Below are 20,666 nucleotides of genomic sequence, written 5' to 3'. Positions count from 1 at the left end.
GGCGACCAAGACCTTCGTAGGTCGCATGCGCAGAGCCGGACCGGGCGTCAGGCGAGCAGGGAGCGGATGTCCTCGGCGGTCAGGTCGTCGGCGAACAGGGCGTCGTCGTCGATCATCGTGGCGAACAGCTCGGCCTTCTTCGCGGCCAGGGCCAGGACCTTCTCCTCGATCGTGTCCTCCGCGATGAAGCGCTGCACGTTCACGGAGCGGGTCTGGCCGATGCGGTGCGTCCGGTCCACCGCCTGGGACTCGGCGGCGGGGTTCCACCACGGGTCGAGCACGAACACGGTGTCGGCCTCGGTGAGGGTCAGGCCGAAGCCGCCGGCCTTGAGCGAGATGAGGAACGCCGGCGCCGTGCCGGTGCGGAAGCGGTCGATGACCTGCGGGCGCTTCCGGGTCGACCCGTCGAGGTACTCGTAGCCGATCCCGCGGGCGTCGAGGGCGTCGGCGACCATGCGCAGGAACGTCGTGAACTGGCTGAAGACGAGCGCCCGTCGGCCCTCGGCGGCGAGCTGCTCGAGTTCGTCGAGCAGCAGGTCGAGCTTGGCCGAGGGGACCGGGTCGCCGGGCTCGGTGGCGTCCTGCACGAGTGCCGGGGACAGGGCGAGCATGCGCAGCAGGGTGAGCGACCGGAAGACGATCATCCGGTTCCGGGCGAGGTCGTCGATGAGGTCGAGGACCTTGAGGCGCTCCCGGTTCAGCGTCCGCTCGTACAGCGCGCGGTGCGCCGGGTCGAGCGTCACGCGGACGACCTGCTCCTGCTTCGGCGGGAGGTCCGCGGCGACGCTCTCCTTCGTCCGTCGGAGCATGAGCGGTCGGATCCGCCGACGGAGCCGGGCGGTGAGCTCCGCGCGGGCCTGGCCCCGCAGGTCCGGCGAGCCGAGCGGCTTGACGTAGTCGTCGCCGAACCGCGACCACGAGGACAGCAGCCCGGGAGCGACGACGTGGAACAGCGCCCAGAGGTCGGTGAGACCGTTCTCGAGCGGGGTGCCGGTGATCGCGAATTTCACCGGGGCGGGCAGGTCGACCGCGGCCCGGTGCGTCTGCGACTGCGGGTTCTTCACGAACTGCGCCTCGTCGAGCACGAGGGCCGACCACGGCAGCTCGGCGTACTCGGTCGCGTCGAGCCGGAGGAGTGCGTACGACGTCACGACGACGTCCGAGGCCGCGGCCGCGCGGGCGATCCGGGCGTGGTCCTTCAGCGAGGTCGCCGTGATCGTCGTCACGCGCAGCGACGGGGTGAAGCGTGCCGCCTCGTCCGCCCAGTTGCCGACGACCGAGGTCGGGGCGACCACGAGGAACGGTGGTCCGTCCGGTTCGGTGGCGCGTGCGGCGGCGACCATCGCGAGGACCTGCAGCGTCTTGCCGAGGCCCATGTCGTCGGCGAGCACCCCACCGATGCCGTGCTCGCGCAGGAACCGCAGCCACGCGTACCCGGCGTGCTGGTACGGCCGCAGCTCCGCGTGCACGGTGTCGGGCACGGGGACGTCGCCCGGGGGTGTGGCGTCGAGCAGGCCCGCCGCGATCCGCTGCCACCGGTCGTCGTGCTCGGACTCGTCGGCGAGCTGGTCGAACTCCGACCAGCTGCCGGCCTGCAGCGGGGTCACGGTGAGCGGCTGGTCGGGCTCCCACTCGTCGAGCTCGCGGGCCTCCTCGATGACCTCCTTGAGCCGGTCGAACGCCGGGTCGGCGAGCGACAGGTAGGAGCCGTCGACGAGCTTCATCCGCCGGTCGCGCTTCGCGAGCGCCCGGAGCAGCGGCGTGAAGGGGAGCTGTCGACCGTTGACCGTGACGAAGATGCCGAGGTCGAACCAGTCGTGCTTGGTGGACGGCATCGTCGTGACGCGGATGTGCGGTCGACCACTGAGCCGTTCGTGTTCGGTCGGCTCACCCTGCACGACGGTGCGGACACCGAGTCCGGGCAGGGCCGGCAGGAGCTCGTTCACGAAGACGGCGGCGTCGGCGTCCTCGACGGTGCCGTCCTCGAACCAGGCCAGGCCGCCGCCGGGCCCGGACGACTCGGTCTCGTCGGCGGCGTGCAGCGCGGACAGGTCGGGCAGCGGACCGTGCAGGGCGACCGGGTCCTTCCGGCCGTCGACGTGCCAGCGCCACTGCAGGTGCACGCGGTCGTCGGTGCGCGGGGCCCGTGCGGGCTCGAACGTCACCGTGAGCACGAGCTCGGGCGGGGTGCGCTCGGGCAGCTCGACCGATCCGTCGGAGCTGACCAGCCCCAGCGCCCCGCGGAGGCGCGGCGACCAGTCCGCCAGGAACTCGTCGACGGCCTCGCTCGGGACGGTGATGCGGGAGCCCTCGACGAGCATCCGACGCTGGTCCTCGGGGACGGGCGACGGCGTCGGGGCCAGCGTGACGTGGAACTCGGGGCTCTCGCGGAAGGCGTAGACCCCGTGGTCTCCGATCGTCCGAGCGGCGCTCTCGGGGACGGGACGGCCGTCGACGACCGCGCTCGCACCGATGACGAGCGCACCGTCGTGGCGGGCAGCGTCGAGGAGCACGCGGGCCTCGGCGCCGAGGACGGCCCCGCCGTCACGCTTGCCCGTGACGAACGCGATGCCGAGCCCTGGTGCCTGCTGCAGCAGCGGCCAGAGCAGCGGACTGCCGAAGTCGTCGAGGTGCACCCAGTCGCTCTCGCCCGGCAGCCCGGCGAGCTGTCCGGCCCGGTGCAGCGCCGAGAACTGCAGGAACCAGGCGTGCTGCTCCGGCGCGATGCCGAGCCGGTTCATCGAGTAGGGGAGCGTGCCCCAGGTGAGCTGCCCGCGCACCCAGTTGCCGGCGGCGCTGCGCGTGACGGGGCGGACGCCGAGCCGGACGCTCCGCGAGCGGGTCGGCAGCGCGCGGCCGGCCGCCCGTGCGCGCGAGGCGAGCGCGGCGGGGACCGCGTCCCGCAACTCGAACTGGAGGCCGATGGGCGTGCCCTGCGGGGTGACCACCCGGTCGTCGTCACCGGCGAGGCGGGCGAGGTCGTGCCTCCAGTCCGGGGCTGCCGGTGCGCTCACCGGGGCGCTCGTCCGGGGACCGGCAGCGGCCGCGAGGGCGCGGGCGTTGACGGTGAGGAGCGCGGCGGCGACGTGCTTGCAGTCGCCCCCGAGGGGACAGGAGCAGGTGCTGCGGACCGGGCGGACGAACTCGCCGCGGGCGGCCGTCGTCTCGACGCGGAGCTCGTACGGCTCGTCGGCGGAACCGGACACGGCCGCCGTGACCGTCCCGTCGTCGTCGTGCCAGGTGGCGTCCTCGACCAGACCCGCTCGGACGACGTCACGGGCCCGACCGAACGTCTGCGGGCCGACGAAGCGGATGACGTCGACGGCGTCGATCATCGGGGCGGCGGGCACGGACCCATCGTGCCAGGTGGGACCGACAGGCACGGCCCGTCATCTGGGGGCGTCGCGCACCGCCGGGAAGGTGCAGGATCGGAGCGTGCTGCAGTCACTGGTGTACATGAGTTCCGCCACCGAGCCGTTCGACGAAGACGCACTCGAGGCGGTGCTCGAGCACGCGCGCGCACGGAACACCGAGGACGGCCTGTCCGGGATGCTCGTGCACCGCGGTGGCCGCTTCATGCAGCTGCTCGAGGGCCCGTACGACGCGGTGATGGCGACCTACTCACGGATCGTCGAGGACCCCCGGCACGACGAGGTCCGGCTGCTCGTCGAGGAGTCGATCCACACGCGGCGCTTCCCGGAGTGGTCGATGGCGTACGACCGCGAGTCCGACGGCGTCGCGGTGCCGGAGGGGTTCAGCACGTTCCTCGACCATGGTGACCACAGCGCCGACGCCAGCCGTCCGCGGGAGCTGCTCCGCTGGTTCCGGAACCACCCGATGGCGGACCCGACGGCGTCGAAGGGCAAGCACCGGCGCGACGCCTGAGCCTGACCGGGTCGGTCGCCTGCACGGGCGCCGAGCGGTCGCTCGGGCCGGTCATACTGGTCCGGTGACGACACTGCGAGGCACGATCCGCTCGACCGAGACGCGCGAGGCCGAGGGGTACGCGACCTCCGTGGTCGCGGCGAAGGAGGCCGCGGTCGCCGCGCTCGACCTCGACGGGTTCGCGCTGACGCAGACGAACGCCGTCGAGAGCAAGGCCACGGGGGAGACCACGATCCGGGCGACGGCGCGGTCGACGGCCACGCGGGAGCACGAGGCGTCCGGCCCGAACTACACGGCGGCGCTCGCGGCGTACCGCGACTCCGTGCCGGACGGGTGGGAGGCGCAGCACGTGTGGGTCGTCGCGGAGTAGCCCTGGTCAGAATGACTGGTCGCGACAGCGGTGCGGATGCTCCTAGGCGTCCGCACCGCCTTCGTCTGTCAGCCAGATGAGCCCGGGAGCGCCTGCCTTGTCGGTGGACAGGATGGCGAGGTCCAGAGCGGCGCCCCGGCGTGCTGCTTCCCCGCGCGCCCATGACGACGCTTCGCTGATGGTCGCGCCGGAGATCTCCTCGCAGTCCAGGTGGGTTCGCCCCTTGGTCCAGAAGAACGCTCGCAAGCGTGGGGTGGCCGTTTCCCATTCCGTGTCTCGCTCGTCGACCGTCTTGTGGTCCATCAAGCCCTCCTTTAGCGACTGAAGGCAGCCTACGATGCGTGTTGAGCGCTCACGTGCCGCGCTGCTGGTTCGCGTTCCTCATCCACTTCCCACGCCAGATGTCCCGCCGCTGGTCAGCGTTCACGTACACCGCTCCATCGGCCGTGTGGGTCTTCAGCCCGACCTGCTGGATGGAGCGGTTCAGGGTCTGCGGGGTGATCTGCATCATTCCGGGCGGCCTGCTTCTTCGTCTGCCCTTGGCCGGCTCCGCGACTTCCTCGGAGCGCAAGTCCTGCAGGAGGTCGGCGAGGTCTCGCTCCTGCAACAGCGCGGCAGTGTCGCCCTTGAGACCGCAGGCGGAGCACACGAGCGTGGATGCTTCAGCTGCTCCGAGCACCACTGGACACTCACTGACGGTTCGCCGCATACGGGGCACAGGCGGGGGGACACAGGTCGGGGTCCACGCCGACCGCTGATCCTGCGGACGATCTGCGGACTATCGAGATTGAGACGCGTCGGATGTCGCCAGCTTGCTGTGCTTCCGCGAGTACCCGAAGTGCACGCCGAGCCCGATCGCGAACCAGATCGCGAAGCGCACCCACGTCTCCCACTGCAGGAACGTCACGAGCCACAGCGACGCGACCACCCCGATGATCGGCACCACCGGCATGAAGGGCAGCCGGAACTGCCGGTCGAGGTCGGGCTGGCGGTAGCGCAGCACGATCACCGCCGAGCAGACCACCACGAACGCGAGCAGGATGCCGATGTTCGTCAGCTCGGCGACGATGCCGATCGGCAGCAGGCCGGCGAGCACCGCCGACGCGATGCCGAGGATCCACGTGACCCGGGTCGGCACGTGGCGCTTCGGGTCGGTCTTCGCGAACCACGCCGGCATGAGGCCGTCGCGGCTCATCGAGAACCAGACGCGCGACGCTCCGAGCATGAAGGTCACGAGGACGGTCACGATGCCGACGATGGCCCCGATCGCGATGACGTTCGCGACGCCGCCGAGCCCGACCGACGCGAACGCCGACGAGAAGCCCGAGGCCGGGTCGATGTCGGTGTACTTCTGCATCCCCGTCAGCACCAGGGTTGCCAGCACGTAGAGGACCATCGCGATGCCGAGCGACAGCAGGATCGCCTTCGGCATGTGCTTCCGGGCGTCGGTGGACTCCTCGGCGGCGGTGGACATGGCGTCGTAGCCGAACACGGCGAAGAACACGGTCGCGGCGCCGGTCATCACGCCGCCGAACCCGAACGGGAAGTACGGCGAGTAGTTGGCGCTGTTGATGTGGAACACCCCGAGCACGACGATGAGCACCACGAGCGCGACCTTGATCGCCACCGCGACGAGTTCGAAACGGGCGGCGCTGCGGATGCCCCGGGTGAGCACGAAGGCCGTGAGCAGGCAGAGCACGATCGCGAAGACGTCGACCACGTGACCGTCACCGGTGCCGGGAGCGCCGAGCATCCAGGCGGGCAGGTCGATGCCGAACTGGCCGACGAGGAAGCCGACGTACCCGGAGATGCCGATCGCGACGACGGCCACGATCGCGGTGTACTCGAGCAGCAGGTCCCAGCCGATGAACCAGCCGACGACCTCGCCGAGCACGGCGTACCCGTACGTGTAGGCGCTGCCGGCCTTCGGGATGAGCCCGGCGAACTCGGCGTACGACAGGGCTGCAGCAGCACTGGCGACGCCGGCGACCAGGAAGCTGATGAGGACCGCCGGGCCGGCGACCCCGTTCGCCACGGTGCCCGCGAGCGTGAAGATGCCGGCGCCGATGATGCCGCCGATGCCGATCGCGGTGAGCTGCCAGAGGCCGAGGTGCCGTTTCAGGCCGCCCTCGCCGCCCTCGCCCTCGGCGCCGTCGTCGATCGTGTCGATCGGCTTCCGTCGGAAGATGCCCTGTGTCGTCGTCGTCACGCGCCCACTCTGCTCCTCCTGCGGCGGCGGTGGTAGACCCGACCCCATGCGCCCCACATCGAGGACCGAACCCGGACCCGGCCAGGAGTCCGTCTGGGACTACCCCCGCCCGCCCGCCGTCGAGACCGTGCCCGAGCGGGTCGTCGTCCGCCTCGGCGGATCGGTCGTGGTCGACACCACCGACGCCGTCCGCGTGCTCGAGACCTCGCACCCGCCGGTGTACTACGTGCCGATGGCGGGCGTCGAGCTCCGACCGGCGGACGGGTCGAGCATGTGCGAGTTCAAGGGCCGAGCACGGTACTTCGACGTCGTCGGCGGGGACGGCGTCGTCGCACCCCGTGCCGCGTGGAACTACCCGACCCCGGAGCCGGGGTACGAGGACCTCCGCGACAAGGTCGCGATCTACCCGTCGGCGATGGACTCGTGCGAGGTCGGCGGCGAGGTGGTGCAGGCGCAGGAGGGCGACTTCTACGGCGGGTGGATCACGTCCCGCGTGGTCGGACCGTTCAAGGGCGGCCCGGGCACCCTCGGGTGGTGAGGGACGTGGCGGGCGCGACCCGCGCCTCCCGTCCGGCTCAGCGTCGCGCGTAGGGCGACCAGAACGGCGGCGGGAACCCGCCGCCCGTGGCGAAGGTGAGCAGCTGCCAGGCCATCATCACCAGGCCGATCGCGGCGAGCACCAGACCCACCCAGGCCCACACCCGCACGGCCCGACGCCGGCCGGCGATGCGGACCGCCCGCAGGCCGCACAGCACGCCGACGAGGCCGAAGACCGCACCGAGGAACACGTGCCGGGCCATGCCGGCGGCGGGGACGATGATGCCCATCCAGAGCGACAGCGGGGCGAGCAGGACGGCGACCGTCGCCAGCGCGGCGGGTGGCTCGTGGTCCCGAGCGACGGCTCCCATACGTCCGAATGTACCGACCTGCGAGCGCACCCGCGCGTCCCAGCGTGGGGGACTGCCGGGGGAGCCGGCCCACCCGCCACGCCGGACGGCGGCGGTGCGAGCGAGCACGATGGACGCATGCGTACCTTCGTCCGTGTCCTCCTCGGCCTCGCGCTCGTCTTCGCCGGCACGAGCCACCTCACCTTCGCTCGCCGCGACTTCCGGGCTCAGGTCCCGGACTTCGTGCCGCTCGACACGGACACGACCGTGCTCGCCTCCGGGGTGGCAGAGATCGGTCTCGGGAGCGCGATCCTGCTCGCACCGCGCCGCCGGCGGAAGGCCGTCGGCAGCATCGCGGCGCTGTTCTTCACGGTGATCTTCCCGGGCAACCTCTCGCAGTGGGTCAACCGCCGCAGCGCGTTCGGCCTCGACACGGACGAGAAGCGCGTCGCCCGGCTGTTCGGGCAGCCCCTCCTCATCTGGGCCGCCCTCTGGTCGACGCGCGGCTCCGTCGGCGCCCGTCGCTGATGGTCCGGCCGGCCGCGCCGCACGACCCGGACGTCGCGTCCGGGCGGCGGACCGCGGTCGGGACGGCCGCGCGGGACGACCCGGGGTCGCCGACGGTCGGACGGGAGGCTCGGCACACCCTCCAGGGGCGCCGGCACGTCGTCGACGTGGTCGCGACGGTCGTCCTGCTGGTGCTGTCGGCGGTCGAGTCGGTGGCCGCCGCGGGCGGCATCGTCTTCCTGTCGATGGCCTTCCACTCGTGCTCGGCCCCGGGCAACGCCTGCGACGTCGGGCTGGGCGGTGCCGTGGTGTACGCGGGGCCGGTCGTCGTGGCCCTCGTCTTCGTGACGGTGACGGTCGCGTGCGTGCTGCGACTGGTGCGGCGTCGGTGGGCGTGGCCCGTCGCGCTCGTCGGCATCGCGGCGCAGGTCGTCGTGTTCTCGGGTGCCCTGCTGCTCGTCGACAGCGCCGTGCAGCACGGTGTCTGACGTGCGTGCTCCTGCACAGCTCTCCTTCTGAGGGCGTCGGTCCACAACCGGGTGCCGCTGTGCTGTGTGGGCGTCGCCTCGGCGCGATGCTCGGAGCATGACCGGAACCGACGTGCTCGACCACCTGTTCACCACACCCGCCCGCACCGACGCCGACGTCGTCGCCCTCGTGACGGGCGTCGTCGGGACGCCGCTCCGACGGCAGTGCTGGGTGCTGTTCCTCGACGAGCGGGCGCTCCCGGTGCCGTTCCTGCTGCCGGTGTCGGACCTGCCGCTGCAGCCGGACGACCACGTCGAGGACTTCGCGACGCTCGTTGCCGAGGTCTGCGTGGACGAGTCGGCGACGGAGGTCGTGCTCGTCTGGGAACGCCCCGGCGCGACCCGGCTCTTCCCCGTCGACCGGGAGTGGGTCGAGGCGTGCGACCGCGCCTTCGCGGAACGTGCTGTGCGGCTGCGTGCGCAGGTCGTCGTGCACGCCGGGGGCGCGCGCGTGGTCGAGCCCGACGAGCCCGACGAGCCCGACGACCTCGAGCTCAGCCCTGCGGTGCCGTGTCCGGGACGGTCTGCCCGGTGAGACCCTCGACGACGGCCTTCGCCTCCGGCCAGAACTTCGCGTAGTGGTCGGGGTCTGCGTTGATCTGCACCGCGTGCGCCATCTCGGTCGGCGACATCGTCTTCCAGCCGGGGGTCTTCACGAGCTTCGTGTAGAACATCGTCGCCGCGGTGTACGGGTCCATCCGCTGCTCGTAGGTGCCCCACGCGCCGTTGTCGCGCTGCTGGAACAGCCCGCGGCTGTCGGGTCCGGCGGCGTCGCCGTGGTCGAGGTTCACGAGGCTCGACTCGCCGATCGCGGTCATCACCCCGACCGCCTGGGTGTGCGGACCGATGCCGAGTGCCTGCGCGGCGTCGATGACGTGGGCGGCGTTCACCAGGCGGTCCTGGCAGAAGCCGCCGACCGGACCGGCGGGGACCACGATGCCGCCGACCGTGACCGACGGCTTCTCGGGGCACGCCGGGGCCGCCGTGACCTCGCGGGCAGCGCCGGTGAGCGAGTGCACCGCGATGACGACCACCACGACCACGCCGATGACGGCCGCGACCACGCCGGCGCCGAACACCGAGGCGATCGTGATGCCGACGCGGCGCATGCGGGGGTCCTTCCGGGCGGGGCGGACCGGCGGTGGTGCCGCGGCCCGTCGAGTGCAGAGCACGACGAGCGTAGGTGCACCGGCTGGGAACCGCACCCGCCCGATCGGGGGTGTCGCGCCCTCGGGCGGTCGCGCCGCCGGTCAGTCGCGACGGCGGCGGAACAGGCCGGTCGCCGACAGTGCGATCACGACGATCGACCCGATCGAGATCGCGAAGATGACGTCGACCGCGTCCATCATGCCGTCCGGTCGTCGCCGGGATCGCGGTCGTCGCCCCGGTGCACGACCGCGGTGGGCTCGGTGACCAGCCCGGTCGGGGCCTTCTCGGCCTGCTTGCGGCCGTGCGTGAACCACGTGACGACCCAGAGCAGCACGCCGAGGGCCAGGAGCGCTCCCGCGATCTGGTACTGCTGCGGGTCGCGTCCGGACGAGAACGGCACCACGAGCCACACGCAGGTCACGACACCGATGACGGGGATCACGACCCCGGCGCGGAAGTGCTTGTGCTCCACGCGGTCGCGACGGAGCACGAGCACCGCGGCGTTGACGACGGCGAACACCGACAGCAGGAGCAGCGACGTCGTGCCGCCGAGGACGACGACGATGGGGGAGTCGGGGTCGAGCGAGACCCAGCCGATGAGCAGCAGCGAGATGGCCGTCGTGAAGACGATGGCCGTCGACGGCGTGCGACGGGTCGGCGACACCCGCGACAGGAAGCCGGGCAGGACACCCTGCTTGCTCATGCCGTACAGCAGTCGCGACGCCATCATCATGTTGATCAGCGCGGTGTTGGCCACGGCGAACATCGAGATGAAGGGCAGCAGGTCGGCGATCGGGAAGTCCGGGGCGGCGGTCTGCACGGTGGTCACGAGCGGCGTCTCGTTACCGGCGAGCTCGCCGATGGGCACGATCGCCACGGCGCAGATCGACACGAGCACGTAGATGACCGCCGTGATGCCCAGGCCGGTCAGCATCACCTTCGGGAAGATCCGCGACGGGTCCTTGGTCTCCTCGGCCATGTTCACCGAGTCCTCGAAGCCGACCATCGCGAAGAACGCCAGCGACGTCGCGGTGGACACCGACAGCAGCAGCGACTTGTCCTCGGGGGTGTCGAACATCACGACCCGCGAGAAGTCCGCGTTGCCGCCCGCGATCGCCCAGAAGCCGATGAGGATGACCATCACGAGCCCGGACAGCTCCACGAGGGTGAGCACGACGTTCGTCTTCACGCTCTCGCTGACACCGCGGAAGTTCACCGCCATCACCGCGAGCATGAACCCCATCGCGATCAGCATCACGACGGCGTTCGGCAGCTCGAGCCCGAACCCGACGCCGAGGTTCGCGGCGAACGCACGTGACGCGGTGGACGCCGACGTGATGCCGGAGCACATCACGATGAAGGTCACGATGAACGTGACGAAGTGGATGCCGAACGCCTTGTGCACGTACAGCGCGGCGCCCGCCGTCTGCGGGTACTTGGTGACGAGCTCCAGGTACGAGAACGCGGTGAGCAGTGCGACCGCGAACGCGATGAGGAAGGGGAGCCACGCTGCTCCGCCGACCTCGGCCGCGACCTGCCCGGTCAGCGCGTAGACGCCGGTGCCGAGGATGTCGCCGACGATGAAGAGCAGCAGCAGCTTGGGGCCGAGCACGCGCTTGAGCGTCGGCTGTTCCTGCTGCTGGCGGTCCGTGTTGGTGGTGGCCATGCGTCACCCTTTCCCGGTTGGAGGCTCGCTGTCAACTTCCTCAGACTCCTCCCGGGGTGCCGCAACACGCCCGTAGCGCGGCCGCCGAGCGCTTCCGAGGGGGCGGTGGCTACGCTCCGAGCCATGTACGACGATTCCGACACCACCGAGGAACCCGTCGAGTTCGCCGACTTCAACGCGAAGCTGCTGGTGCTCGACGTCCTCTGCTACGACCTCGACGTGCTCGAGCCGTACGCCCCCGACGAGGACGAGGACACCGGCGAGGACCTGGACGTCGAGGGCCAGGACGACCGCGCGCGCCAGTACTACGACGAGCTCGACCTCCTGCCGTCGCACCTGGCCCTGGTGACCGAGCTGACCGTCGACACCGACCTCGAGGTCCTGCAGGACGTGCACCCCGGCTGGGACGGCTCTGACGACCGGTACGACCCGCAGAACTGGGACGACCTGCTCGACCTCCCGGCCCTGGCCACCGTCTACGCCGCGGCACCGCTGCCCGCGCACGTGGCCGACCGGCTCGCTGCGAAGGGCGTCGAGGTGCAGTCCGCCTGACCGGCCCGTGGCCCGCTCGTCGTCGGCGGCGAGTTTGCGACGTTGCACGCGTCGATCGACACGTGTGATGTCGCTCCGTGCGTCCGCACCGGATGCGGGCGCATCGTCCGACATCGCGCTCGTCGAACGACGCGTGCGATGTCGCAGATCGTGTGCGACCGAGCCGCGGAACGGCCGGCCCGCCCGCGCCCGCTACCGCTACCGCCGCAGCGCCCGCACCTGCTCGGTGAACTGCGCGGCGCCGCCCTGCGCCGGGTGCCGCACGGCCTCGGCCTCGATGCCGGCCAGCGCGAGCGCCCCCTGCGCCTTCCGCCCGACGGCGACCACGCGGACCGCCCGGTCGACCTCGAGCGCGCGCAGCAGCGCGAGCGCGACCGGGGCGCCGTCGCGGACCTCGGCCGGTCGCGGCGTCCGGTTCGTCAGCCGGTCCGGCGCGACGAACGGGTGGTGCGGGAAGATCGCCCACGCCAGGGGGAGCGGCCCCGACCAGCCCGACAGTGCGGCGTGCACGACGCGCGAGGACGCCTCCCACGGAGCCGTCGGCGCGGGCGGGGCCTGCACCGGGAACCCGAGCGCGTCGAGCTCTCGCATGCTCGTGAACGGGACGCCCGTGTTCGTCATGCCGCGCCAGCCGGGGGCCTCGGCGACGAGCAGCGTGTCCGCCGAGGTCCCGACGTGCTCGAGGTAGGCCGCGAGGTTCGCGCGACGGAGCCGTCCGTCCGGGGTGCCGGGGTCGTAGAGCGCCTCGGCGTCGTCGGCCACCGGCACCGCGTCGAGCGCGGCCCAGAACCCGTCGAACCGGCCGCTCGCCGTCGTCGGGGTCCCGTCGGCCATCAGGCCCGCCCGAGCACCCGGCGGTAGACGTCCTCGAGCCCGGCCGCCGACTGCTCCCAGCTCAGGCGCTCGGCGTGCTCCCGCCCGGCCGCGGCCAGGCCGGCGGCGTAGTCGGTGTCCGTCAGGATGCGCTCGATCTCCGCCGCCCACACGGCCGGGTCGCGCGACTCGAGCACCACCCCGGTCTCGCCGTCGACCACGGCCTCGCGCAGCCCGCCGGCGGCCGCGGCGACGACGGGCACGCCGGACGCAGACCCCTCCAGCGCCACGAGGCCGTACGTCTCGGAGTGCGACGGCACGAGCACGGCTGCCGCGCCCCGGAACAGGAACGCCAGGTCGGCCCGCGACTGCGGACCGATGAAGGTGACGCGGTCGGCGATGCCGTGCGCGGCGGCGAGCCGACGCAGCTCCGCCACGTGGTCGCCCGCCTCGCTCGAGGCGTCGCCCGCGATGACGAGGGTGGGGCGTGCCTCCCGGCTGATGCCCGCGACCGCCTCGATGGCGAGGTCCAGGCCCTTCAGCGGCTGCACGCGCGCCGCGGCGACGACGTACGGCGAGGCGGCGCGACGCGCGCCGACGGCGGCCGGTCGGAAGACGGACCCGTCGACGCCCGGCGGGACGATCCAGACCCGGTCGTCACGGCCACCGAGACGGTCCCGGACGGTCGACGCCTCGGCCGCCGAGACCACGACGACCGCGTCGGACTCCTGCGCCAGTAGCCGCTCCCCGGCGGGCCGGCCGGCCGACTCGGGGCGCTCGCCCTCGGACAGCGGGGTGTCCGAGTCGGCGGCGATCGAGTGGAACGACTGCACGTGCGGGATGCCGCGCTCGCGGGCGACCGGGAGTGCGGCCGCGCCGGAGAACCAGTGGTGCGAGTGCAGCACGTCGTAGGGGCCGAGTGCCTCGAGCCCGCGGCGGAACGGCTCGATGAACGCATCGTGCTCGCCCTTCGGCACGGGCTGCGCGGGGCCGGCGGACAGGAACCGCAGGCAGACGCCCGGCACGAGCGAGACGCTGTCCGGCTGCGTCGGGTCGGAGCGCCGCGTGATGATCTCGACGTGGTGTCCGCGGTCCGCGAGTGCCTCGGCCTGGTGACGGACGACGACGTTCATGCCGCCGACCTCGCCGGAGCCGGGTTCGTCGCCGGGGGAGGTGTGCAGCGACACCAGCCCGATGCGCAGGGGTTCGGTGGTGGTGCTCACGTCGTCAGCCTACTCAGCGGGTCGCCGCTGGGACGGGCGGGCGGGTGCCACCACGACGGGTCTCCGGCCCGCGTCGTCCGGCGGGTCGGACGGGAGGGCCGGATCACCTCCCAGCACCTGCACCCGTCGGTCGCCGTGCCGCTCCCAGAACGCGGCGGTCCAGGCGCACAGGGCACCGTCGAGCAGGTCCTCCCGGTGCTTGTGCGTCGGTCCGTGCAGCACCGAGGGGTCGGCGAGCCCGGCGGTGAGCGGGTGGGAGTCGAGCAGCAGCGGCGGGTCGAGCGGCGTCGTCCGGAGCCGGTGCACGAGGTCGTCGAAGGCTGCGGCGCGGGCCGTGCGGGCCTCCGCGGCGGGCACCCGCAGGTCGAGGCGCTTGTAGCGGGGTCGCTCCACGTCGTAGCCGAGCTCCTCGACGCCGACGAGCGTCGTGTACGGGTAGCACTCGAACGCGGCCGGGCCGGTCCGCGCGTGCATCCCCGCGGTGTCCGACACGTACCCGACGCCGAGTTCCGTCAGCCGTTCGAGCAGCCGGGCGCCGGCGCTCGCCGCGGACGCGAGGTTCGTCGGGTTCGCCGCGACCTTCCACCGGCCGTAGCGCTGCCCGACCTGGCGCTCGGCCTCGCGGATCCCGGTCGGGTTCGTCACCACGAGGGACGCGTCGACGGCGACCAGGGTGCGCGGCCCGAGGTGCTCCGCGATCCAGTCGGTGACGGCGTCGACCCCGCGGGCCCACCCGGCGTCCGTGATCGCCCCGTCAGCGTCCATCGCGACGAGACCGGTCTCGTTCGCGGGCTTCCGTCCGGAGCCGAGGCCCCACGCCAGGTCCACCCCGAGGTACGCCGTCACCCCTCCATCGTGCACGCCACGGGTCGGGCCCGTGTACCGTCCGCTGCATGGCGAGCGAGGCGACGACGCTGACGGTCCCGGGGCCGCACGGCGGCCGGGAGGTCCGGATCAGCAGTCCGTCGCGGGTGCTCTTCCCCGAGCCGGGGATCACCAAGCTCGAACTCGCGCAGTACCTCGTGACCGTCGGGGACGCGTTCGTCCGGGCCAACGGCGACCGCCCGATCTCCCTGCAGCGCTACGGCGCCGGGATCGACGGCGACTCGTTCTTCTCGAAGAACCCGCCGAAGGGTGCGCCCGACTACGTCCGCGACGTCGTGGTGACGTACCCGAGCGCCCGTTCGCACCCGCAGCTCGTGATCGACGAGCCAGCGGTCGCCGTGTGGGCGGCGCAGATGAACACCGTCGTCTTCCACCCGTGGGCCAGCCGTGCCGGTGACCCCGACCACCCGGACCAGCTCCGCATCGACCTCGACCCGCAGCCGGGCACCGACTTCCACGACACGGTGCCGGTCGCGCACGAGCTCCGTCGGGTCCTCGGCGACGTCGGGCTGTCGGCGTGGATCAAGACGAGCGGCAACCGCGGGCTGCACGTGTTCGCGCCGATCAAGCCGGAGCACGAGTTCCTCGACGTCCGGCACGCCGTGATCGCCGCCGCCCGGGAGCTCGAGCGGCGGATGCCCGACCGGGTGACGACGGCGTGGTGGAAGGAGGAGCGCGGGCAGCGCGTCTTCGTCGACTTCAACCAGGCGAACCGCGACCGGACGATGGCGGGCGCGTACAGCCCGCGTGCGCTCGCCCACGCCAGCGTCTCGACGCCGATCACGTGGGACGAACTGGACACCGCTGACCCGACGACCTTCACGGTCCGGTCGGTCCCGGAGCGCCTCGCAGCGGTCGGCGACCCCTGGGAAGCGATGCACGACGAGCCCGGGAACATCGCGCCGCTGCTCGCGTGGTGGGAGCGCGACCTCGGCGACGGCCTCGGTGAGCTGCCGTTCCCGCCCGACTTCCCGAAGATGCCGGGGGAGCCGCCCCGCGTACAGCCGTCGCGGGCGAAGAAGGCCTGAGCCCGCCCGGACCGCTACGGCGTCAGGCCGCGGTGAGGTCCTCGCTGCGCCGGTCGGTCTCGGCCACGCGCGAGGTGTGCATCGGGAGGGTCACGCTCGCCGTGTGCAGGCGGGTGAGGCGGGACCAGGTGCCGCGGTGTGCGTCGCTGATGCCGTCGATGATCATGTCCCGCTCCCGTTCCCCGCACCCGAAGGCCGCGTCCTCGATGTCGCTAGTTAGCCTAACTACTGTGATCATATTGGTCGGCAGGTGAACGGTGCAACCGTCAGCGGAGCACGTCGCGCAGGTCGTACGCAGATGGGACATCGAGCTGCTCGAACCCGCACGACCGGGCGTCCCGGTCGGGCCGCCAGCGCTCGAACTGCACGGTGTGCCGGAACCGGTCGCCCTCCATCTGGTCGTACCGCACCTCGAGCACCCGCTCCGGCGCCAGCCGGACGAACGACGTGTCGCGACCCGACGAGAACCGTGAGCGTTCCCCGTCACCGGTGACGGGCCTCCCGTCCGCATCCCGGAGCACGACGGGGTCGAGCTCCTCGACCAGCTCGCGCCGTCGCTTGTCCGTGAAGGCCGAGACCCCGCCGACCTGGCGGAGCTCGCCCCCGTCGTCGTACAGCCCCACGAGCAGCGACCCGACGCCGGAGCCGCTCTTGTGCACGCGGTACCCGATCGCGACGACGTCCGCGGTGCGGTGGTGCTTCACCTTGAGCATCGTGCGCTTGTTCGGCTCGTAGGGCTTCACGCGCGGCTTCGCGACGACGCCGTCCAGGCCGGCGCCCTCGAAGGTGGTGAGCCACTCGCGTGCGAGGTCGACGTCGAGGGTGGTCTGCGTCACGAAGAGCGGGTCGCGCATGCCCTCGGCGAGGCTCTCGAGCCGCTCCCGCCGCTCGTCGAAGGGCAGGTCGACCAGCTCCGATCCGTCGACGGCGAGCAGGTCGAACGCGACGAACTGCGCGGGCGTCTCGACGCTGAGCTTGCGGATGCGGGACTCGGCGGGGTGGATGCGCTGTGACAGGGCCTCCCAGTCGAGGTGCTCGGCGCCGCGCTCGCCGGATCGGAGGACGACCTCGCCGTCGAGCACGACCGGGTGGTCGCGTCCGCCGAACTGCTCGCGGAACGCGTCGACGAGCTCCGGGAAGTACCGGGTGAGGGGCTTCGCGCCGCGGCTGCCGATCTCGACGTCGTCGCCGTCGACGGTGACGATGCCGCGGAAGCCGTCCCACTTCGGCTCGTACCGCAGGCCGCCCCGCACGCTGTCGGGATCGGGGACGGTGGCGATGGCCTTGGCGAGCATCGGTGCGATCTCCATGGGACCTGTCTACTCGGCCGTGCTCACCGGGTCGGGCCGGGAGGCGCGGTGCGGCCTGCGCAGCGTCACCGGCGGTCGCTACGGTGGTGCCGTGACGACCGTGCCCCCTCCGGCAGCGCCGGCTCCGGACCCGATCAGTCCGGTGCAGGCCGCCGCGCTCCGCGACGGCGTCCTGCCGCCCGTCGAGGAGATCCGGCCCGGCATCTGGACGATCGCGGTGCCCTTCCGCTCCGGCACCGCGGACGCGACCCTGGCGTACGTGGTCGAGGGCACGGACGGCGTGCTCACGGTGATCGACCCCGGGTGGGCATCCGATGACGGACCGGAGGTGCTCCGGGCCGGCCTGCGCGACATCGGCCGGTCGGTCGACGACATCGGACTCGTCGTCGTGACGCACCTGCATGCCGACCACCTCGGGGCGGCAGCGGCGATCCGGCGTGCCAGCGGTGCCCGGGTCGCGATGCACCGGCTCGAGGTCGAGGCCCTGCGCCGCGAGCACGACGACGCCGTCGCGAACGACGCGGACATCGCGACCTGGGGCGTGCCGGACGACCTGCGTGCGGGCGTGGTCGCCGCCTGGGGGAGCGGGCGGCGCATCGGGCTCGGCCGGACGGAGGAGCCCCTCGCCGACCTGCTCGTCGAGGACGGCGACCTCCTGCCGGTCGCGGGCCGCGGGCTCCGGGCGCTCTGGACCCCCGGGCACACCGCCGGCCACCTGTGCTTCGTCGACGTGAAGGACGGCCTGCTCTTCACCGGCGACCACGTGCTGCCGCGGATCAACTCCGGGATCGGTCTGGGTGGCCGGACCGGTGCGAACCCGCTCGGGCAGTACCTCGACTCGCTCGTGCGGCTCGAGGGCTACGGCGACCTCGAGGTCTGCCCGGGGCACGAGTACCGGTTCCGCGACGTCGTGACCCGGGTGCGTGCACTCGTCCGGCACCGTGAGGAGCGGACCTGTCACGTGGCCGGTGCGCTCGACGACCTGTCGTCGCCGACGTTGTTCGAGGTGGCGTCCCGCGTGCCGTTCAGCGGCGGGATCGACTCGATGTCGGGCTTCCTGCTCGCGAGCGCGCTCACGCAGACGGCCTTCCACGTGGACCTGCTCGGCCGCGGCGACGAGGTCCGCCCGGCCTGACGCCGGGCGGTGCCGCTCGTCGGGTCAGACGACCGTGGTCGCGAGGCGCTCGAGCGTCGTGCGGGCGTCGGCGAACTCGGCCGAGGCGTGCTCGGCGAGGGCCGCGAGGTCCGGGATCCGGTCGGCCAGGGTGGCGCTGACGGTGACCGGGTACAGCTTCATGCCGAGCGCGGTGCCGAGGATCAGGTGCAGCACGGGGGACCCGTGGTCCCACGTCTCGGTCGGGGTGCCGGCGTCGTAGGTCGCGCCGCGGCTGACCACGGTGACGACCGGACGGCCGGCGAGGGGCTGGACGCCACCGGCGAGGACCCCCGGCACGTGCACGCGGTCGATCCAGGCCTTGAGGGTCGAGGGCACCGTGTAGTTGTACAGCGGCGCGCCGACCACGACGACGTCGGCGGCGAGGAGCTCGTCGATGACCTCCTGCCGGAGTGCGTCGGCCTGCGGGTCGACGTGTTCCTCGGCGGTCCGGTCGGCGACCGCCCAGTGCAGCGCGGAGCTCTCGAGGTGCGGGAGCTGGTCGAGGTGCAGGTCGCGGCGCACCACCGTGTACTCCGGACCGCGGGCGCGCCACGCGTCGGCGAACGCGGCGGTCAGCGCGCGGGAGCGCGAGTGGGTGAGGTCGGCGGAGGAGTCGATGTGCAGCAGGGAGGGCATGCGCCAACGCTACCGATGTGGACCGGGGGCGCGACCGGCGTGCCGGACGTGCGGCCGACCGGCCGTGTCCGCGCGGACGCGGAACGGCCCCGCCGCGTCCGGGAGGGACGCGACGGGGCCGCGGGAGGAGCCTCCCGTCCGGTGCCGAGGGACGGACCGGACGGGAGCGGGTGGATCAGCGCTGGGCGCGGCGGCGACGCAGGACGCCCGCGCCGAGCAGGCCGGCACCGGCGGCGACGAAGCCGAGGGCCCAGGGGAGGGCGCCGGTCGCGTCGGTACCCGTGAAGGCGAGCTGGCCCGTGGTGGGGGTCACGACGGTCGGCGTGGTACCAACGGTCGCGGCGGTCGGGACGACCGTCACGGGGAAGGAGACCGAGAGGCCGGACTGCGCCACCGTCAGGTGGTGGGTCGAGGCGTGCGGGAACGTGACGCGCGTGGAGAACTCGTCCTCGTCGAAGGCGATCTGGTCGCTCGCGACGTCGCTCGTGACGGTCGGCGCGGGGGTGTTGCCGTCCTCGTCGGGCTGCACCGTCGGGTTGCCGAACTGGTCGACCGGTGCACCGTCGATCCAGAGCGAACCGCCCTGCTTGACGGTCGGGTTGCCGCCGAGGGTGACCGTCGGCTCATCGTTCCAGTCCGCCGGCTGCGTCAGCGTGATGATCTCACCGTCCGGGGTGATGATCCACGAGGTGACCGGGTGGTCGAGGCGCGGGTTGCCCTCGTCGTCGATGGAGTCGAAGAACTCCTCGAAGGACGTGTCCGTCGCGTAGGCGAGGACGCCGACGGCCTCGGCCGGGGCGACCTCGACCACGACGTACTCGGTCGCGGTCGAGGTGCCGTTCGTCGCCACGATCGTGAAGTCGTACGAGCTGGCGCTGGTGGGCGTGCCGCTGAGCAGACCGGTGGTCGGGTCGAGCGTGACGCCGTCCGGCAGGAAGTACTCCGGCGTCATCTCCGGGTCGTCCGGGTCGGCGTACGACGGGTCGGTGTACCCGACCGAGTACGTGACGTCGCCGCTGCCGGCGGTGACGGCGAACGAGCGCGAGAGGTCCTGGCCGGCCGTGAGGGACAGCGTGAGCGGTGCGTCCGCGGTGGTCTCGTCGGCGAACGCGACGTCCTCGGTGACGGCCTTCGTGGTGGCGGTCGCGGTCTGGTCGGGGGTCGCGCCCGTCACCGTCAGGGTGATCGTCTTGCCGACGATCTCCTTCGGGACGAGGTACGAGGAGCCCTCGGCGACGGTGGCACCGTCGACGGTCCAGACGGCGCTCGACGGGTTGCCGATGCCGGTGGAGTCGTAGCGGAGGGTCGTGCCGACCTTCGCGTCGCCGACGATCGTCACGGTGGCGGCGACGGCGCTCGGGGCGGCCTTCGTCGTGGCCGAGCCGCCGGCGGGGGCGACGGTCTTCGCCGGGGCCGTGGTCGTCGGGGCGGTGGGCTCGCCGGTGGGTGCCGGCGTGGCGGTGTCGGTGTCCGTCGGCGCGGTCGCGGCGTCCGTGGGGGCCGGCGTCGTGGCGGTGTCGGTCGGCTGGGCGGTGGCGGCGTCGGTCGGCGCGGCGGGCTGCGTCGGGTCCGCCGAGGCGACGACGGGCGTCGGTGCGTCGCCCTCGACGGCGAAGGCGGCCGTCGAGGTGAAGACGCCCAAGCCGGTGGTCAGGCCGATGAGTGCCACGGTCGTGCCGAGCGCGCAGGCGCGTCGGGTCGTGGAGGTGCTGCGGTGCACGGGTCCCCCAGGGATCAGGTCCGGTCGGGTGCCGGATCGTGAGAATCTGCCGTGAATCTACGGCGTTCTCGGATCGTAGAGGTTCAGGTGACTCGCAGGGGTCTCCGTGCCCGGATTGTGACCTGTGTTGGGGCCCTCTGCGC

General features: G+C 72.5%; 23 protein-coding genes. 9 read left to right on the top strand and 14 right to left on the bottom strand.

Going from position 1 to position 20,666, the window contains the following annotated elements; genetic code table 11:
• Window positions 1-47: 47 nt before the first annotated feature.
• Window positions 48-3,350: a DEAD/DEAH box helicase gene (locus QUG92_RS08610; RefSeq protein ID WP_289458729.1), complete on the bottom strand. Its 3,303-nt coding sequence runs from the start codon at window positions 3,348-3,350 to the stop codon at window positions 48-50.
• 85 nt (window positions 3,351-3,435) lie between these two features.
• Between QUG92_RS08610 and QUG92_RS08605 the strand changes: the two genes are divergently transcribed.
• Together QUG92_RS08605 and QUG92_RS08600 are read left to right on the top strand one after the other, a co-directional pair.
• Window positions 3,436-3,885, top strand: coding sequence for a BLUF domain-containing protein (locus tag QUG92_RS08605; RefSeq protein ID WP_182046349.1), 450 nt, complete (start codon window positions 3,436-3,438; stop codon window positions 3,883-3,885).
• Between the two features lie 64 nt (window positions 3,886-3,949).
• Entirely contained in the window at window positions 3,950-4,255 is a 306-nt protein-coding gene (locus QUG92_RS08600) for a hypothetical protein (RefSeq protein ID WP_289458728.1), read from the top strand.
• A 42-nt stretch (window positions 4,256-4,297) separates the two neighbouring features.
• Here QUG92_RS08600 and QUG92_RS08595 read toward each other — a convergent pair whose 3' ends face one another.
• From QUG92_RS08595 to QUG92_RS08585, 3 genes are all read right to left on the bottom strand, one after another.
• Window positions 4,298-4,558, bottom strand: a complete 261-nt coding sequence (locus QUG92_RS08595; RefSeq protein WP_289458727.1) for a hypothetical protein — start codon at window positions 4,556-4,558, stop codon at window positions 4,298-4,300.
• A 49-nt stretch (window positions 4,559-4,607) separates the two neighbouring features.
• A complete protein-coding gene (locus QUG92_RS08590; protein ID WP_289458726.1) occupies window positions 4,608-4,934 on the bottom strand; it encodes a hypothetical protein in 327 nt (108 codons plus the stop codon).
• Between the two features lie 99 nt (window positions 4,935-5,033).
• Window positions 5,034-6,464 carry an amino acid permease gene (locus tag QUG92_RS08585; RefSeq protein ID WP_289458725.1) on the bottom strand — a complete coding sequence of 477 codons (1,431 nt, stop codon included), beginning with the start codon at window positions 6,462-6,464 and terminating at the stop codon, window positions 5,034-5,036.
• Between the two features lie 46 nt (window positions 6,465-6,510).
• On the opposite strand from QUG92_RS08585, the gene QUG92_RS08580 reads away from it, so the two are divergent.
• On the top strand, window positions 6,511-7,002 hold the full coding sequence (locus QUG92_RS08580) for a DUF427 domain-containing protein (protein WP_182046344.1): 492 nt from the start codon (window positions 6,511-6,513) through the stop codon (window positions 7,000-7,002).
• 37 nt (window positions 7,003-7,039) lie between these two features.
• Here the strand turns inward: QUG92_RS08580 and QUG92_RS08575 are convergent, their stop codons facing one another.
• Window positions 7,040-7,372, bottom strand: coding sequence for a hypothetical protein (locus tag QUG92_RS08575; RefSeq protein WP_289458724.1), 333 nt, complete (start codon window positions 7,370-7,372; stop codon window positions 7,040-7,042).
• 117 nt (window positions 7,373-7,489) lie between these two features.
• On the opposite strand from QUG92_RS08575, the gene QUG92_RS08570 reads away from it, so the two are divergent.
• The 3 genes from QUG92_RS08570 to QUG92_RS08560 all read left to right on the top strand — a co-directional run bounded on the left by QUG92_RS08570 (window position 7,490) and on the right by QUG92_RS08560 (window position 8,920).
• The gene (locus QUG92_RS08570; protein WP_289458723.1) at window positions 7,490-7,879 is read left to right on the top strand and encodes a DoxX family protein; all 390 of its coding nucleotides are present in this window, start codon (window positions 7,490-7,492) and stop codon (window positions 7,877-7,879) included.
• The gene (locus tag QUG92_RS08565) at window positions 7,879-8,346 is read left to right on the top strand and encodes a DUF6264 family protein (RefSeq protein WP_289458721.1); all 468 of its coding nucleotides are present in this window, start codon (window positions 7,879-7,881) and stop codon (window positions 8,344-8,346) included. The genes QUG92_RS08570 and QUG92_RS08565 overlap by 1 nt, the downstream gene beginning before the upstream one ends.
• A gap of 97 nt (window positions 8,347-8,443) precedes the next feature.
• On the top strand, window positions 8,444-8,920 hold the full coding sequence (locus QUG92_RS08560) for a hypothetical protein (protein WP_182046340.1): 477 nt from the start codon (window positions 8,444-8,446) through the stop codon (window positions 8,918-8,920).
• On the opposite strand, the gene QUG92_RS08555 is transcribed toward QUG92_RS08560, so the two are convergent.
• Together QUG92_RS08555 and QUG92_RS08550 are read right to left on the bottom strand one after the other, a co-directional pair.
• Complete coding sequence (locus QUG92_RS08555) at window positions 8,880-9,494, bottom strand: hypothetical protein (protein ID WP_289458720.1); 615 nt, start codon at window positions 9,492-9,494, stop codon at window positions 8,880-8,882. The genes QUG92_RS08560 and QUG92_RS08555 overlap by 41 nt on opposite strands.
• 236 nt (window positions 9,495-9,730) lie before the next feature.
• Entirely contained in the window at window positions 9,731-11,200 is a 1,470-nt protein-coding gene (locus QUG92_RS08550) for an APC family permease (protein ID WP_289458719.1), read from the bottom strand.
• A gap of 123 nt (window positions 11,201-11,323) precedes the next feature.
• Here QUG92_RS08550 and QUG92_RS08545 point away from each other — a divergent pair, with 123 nt between their 5' ends.
• Window positions 11,324-11,752, top strand: a complete 429-nt coding sequence (locus QUG92_RS08545; protein ID WP_069711223.1) for a DUF6892 domain-containing protein — start codon at window positions 11,324-11,326, stop codon at window positions 11,750-11,752.
• 198 nt (window positions 11,753-11,950) lie between these two features.
• On the opposite strand, the gene QUG92_RS08540 is transcribed toward QUG92_RS08545, so the two are convergent.
• The 3 genes from QUG92_RS08540 to QUG92_RS08530 are packed head-to-tail and all read right to left on the bottom strand — an operon-like array spanning window position 11,951 to window position 14,634.
• Complete coding sequence (locus QUG92_RS08540) at window positions 11,951-12,586, bottom strand: uracil-DNA glycosylase family protein (RefSeq protein WP_289458718.1); 636 nt, start codon at window positions 12,584-12,586, stop codon at window positions 11,951-11,953.
• The gene (locus tag QUG92_RS08535) at window positions 12,586-13,788 is read right to left on the bottom strand and encodes a glycosyltransferase (RefSeq protein ID WP_289458717.1); all 1,203 of its coding nucleotides are present in this window, start codon (window positions 13,786-13,788) and stop codon (window positions 12,586-12,588) included. Before QUG92_RS08535 ends, QUG92_RS08540 begins: the two co-directional genes overlap by 1 nt.
• 9 nt (window positions 13,789-13,797) lie before the next feature.
• Window positions 13,798-14,634, bottom strand: coding sequence for a DUF429 domain-containing protein (locus tag QUG92_RS08530; RefSeq protein ID WP_289458716.1), 837 nt, complete (start codon window positions 14,632-14,634; stop codon window positions 13,798-13,800).
• A 47-nt stretch (window positions 14,635-14,681) separates the two neighbouring features.
• Between QUG92_RS08530 and ligD the strand changes: the two genes are divergently transcribed.
• Window positions 14,682-15,701, top strand: a complete 1,020-nt coding sequence (ligD, locus tag QUG92_RS08525) for a non-homologous end-joining DNA ligase (protein WP_289458715.1) — start codon at window positions 14,682-14,684, stop codon at window positions 15,699-15,701.
• Between the two features lie 22 nt (window positions 15,702-15,723).
• Here ligD and QUG92_RS08520 read toward each other — a convergent pair whose 3' ends face one another.
• Both QUG92_RS08520 and QUG92_RS08515 read right to left on the bottom strand, forming a co-directional pair.
• Window positions 15,724-15,939 (bottom strand): hypothetical protein, encoded by a 216-nt coding sequence (locus QUG92_RS08520; protein ID WP_289458714.1) that lies wholly within the window; start codon window positions 15,937-15,939, stop codon window positions 15,724-15,726.
• Window positions 15,940-15,967: 28 nt separating this feature from the next.
• Window positions 15,968-17,011 (bottom strand): ATP-dependent DNA ligase, encoded by a 1,044-nt coding sequence (locus tag QUG92_RS08515; protein ID WP_289458713.1) that lies wholly within the window; start codon window positions 17,009-17,011, stop codon window positions 15,968-15,970.
• 91 nt (window positions 17,012-17,102) lie between these two features.
• Here QUG92_RS08515 and QUG92_RS08510 point away from each other — a divergent pair, with 91 nt between their 5' ends.
• On the top strand, window positions 17,103-18,146 hold the full coding sequence (locus QUG92_RS08510; protein WP_289458712.1) for an MBL fold metallo-hydrolase: 1,044 nt from the start codon (window positions 17,103-17,105) through the stop codon (window positions 18,144-18,146).
• A 24-nt stretch (window positions 18,147-18,170) separates the two neighbouring features.
• Here the strand turns inward: QUG92_RS08510 and QUG92_RS08505 are convergent, their stop codons facing one another.
• Window positions 18,171-18,803, bottom strand: coding sequence for an FMN-dependent NADH-azoreductase (locus QUG92_RS08505; RefSeq protein ID WP_289458711.1), 633 nt, complete (start codon window positions 18,801-18,803; stop codon window positions 18,171-18,173).
• Window positions 18,804-18,978: 175 nt separating this feature from the next.
• A complete protein-coding gene (locus QUG92_RS08500) occupies window positions 18,979-20,523 on the bottom strand; it encodes a putative Ig domain-containing protein (RefSeq protein ID WP_289458710.1) in 1,545 nt (514 codons plus the stop codon).
• Window positions 20,524-20,666: the final 143 nt, after the last annotated feature.

This window comes from Curtobacterium citri (genome assembly GCF_030362955.1).
Taxonomy (GTDB): domain Bacteria; phylum Actinomycetota; class Actinomycetes; order Actinomycetales; family Microbacteriaceae; genus Curtobacterium; species Curtobacterium citri.
Note: the sequence above shows the minus strand (reverse complement) of the source record. Positions and strands in the feature narration are given on the sequence as shown.